Annotated in this window: 1 pseudogene; it reads right to left on the bottom strand. The window is 68.5% G+C overall.

Annotation, left to right across the window (positions count from 1 at the left end):
• A pseudogene (locus AB0O00_RS40695) lies at nt 1–1,053 on the bottom strand (hypothetical protein); the annotation flags it as partial.
• Between the last annotated feature and the right edge of the window lie 89 nt (nt 1,054–1,142).

Here is a 1,142-nt window from a genome sequence, read left to right as displayed (position 1 = left end):
GAACAGCGACATCTGGCTGCGCTCCTCGGCGGTGGTCATGCCGTTGTCGCCGATGAGCAGCATGTCGGCGTCGTTCCAGTTGCCCGGCTCCTGGTAGCGGCCGAGCTCCAGGGAGTTGTCGAAGCTCTGGTACGCGCCGAAGTTGTACGAGGACTGCACGCCGAGGGGCTGGTTCCACGGGTCGGTGGCGCCGTTGTCGTAGTCGTTGTAGATGTCCGGGCCGACCCGCCAGAGCTGGCCGAGGCCGCGCACCCAGGTCATCGCGTCGAACTTGGTGGAGCCGTTGCCGTAGGCGGCGGGGGCCGAGATGTTGAACATGACGTTCGGCGTGGGGGTGCCGGCGTTGTTGGCGTCGGTGACGGCGCCGGCGAGGTAGCCCGCCATGCGGCTGTCGAGCGTGCGCATCGGCTCTTGCTGCCCGCAGTTGTCGTACTTGAGCGCGTCGACTCCCCAGGAGACGAAGGAGCCGGCGTCGTTCTGCTCGTAGTACTCGCTGCCGTTGGCCAGGTTGGGCGAGGTGGGTGCGACGGTCGAGCAGGTGTGGGTGCCGGAGGTCTCGTAGATGCCGAACTTGGCGCCCAGGCCGTGCAGGTAGTCGCCGTAGGCGGTCAGCTCGTAGTCGAAGCCGGGCTGCTTGGTGGTGTCGCGGACGTCGGTGCGCGAGCCCCAGTTGGCCGCGCCGTGCAGGTAGCCGGAGCCGTTGCGGTACATCCAGCAGTCGTCGACCGTGACGGTCTTGTACCCGGCGGCGATCAGGCCGGCGTCGGACAGGCCCTTGGCGTTGTCCTCCATGTACTGCTGGAACGAGTAGCCGAGCTGCGGCGAGCCGTCGAGCGGCGCCTGCGGGGTGCAGGTCGCGCGGGCCCAGTTGTTGAAGCCCATCGGCGGGGCGGCGGCGATCGGTCCTTGCGGACTGGCGGCGGCCGAGTAGTTGGCGGCCGGAGCGGTCGTGCCGTCGTTGGCGGCGGCGGGCGTCACGGTGAGAGCGGAGCCGGTGACGATCAGCGTCGTACACAGCAGGGCGGACGCGGCCCGCAGGGGGCGTCTGGTCATGGGGGAGTCCTTCCGCATCGGGTTGGAATCGAGTGCTCGAAGTTGCTCCGATTGTGCGTTGATTGGGCATCTTCGAGCGTGTGCGCGAC

Source organism: Kitasatospora sp. NPDC093558, assembly GCF_040683475.1.
Classification (GTDB): domain Bacteria; phylum Actinomycetota; class Actinomycetes; order Streptomycetales; family Streptomycetaceae; genus Kitasatospora.
The sequence above is the reverse complement of the archived record's forward strand: the minus strand, read 5'-3'. Positions and strand labels throughout refer to the sequence as shown.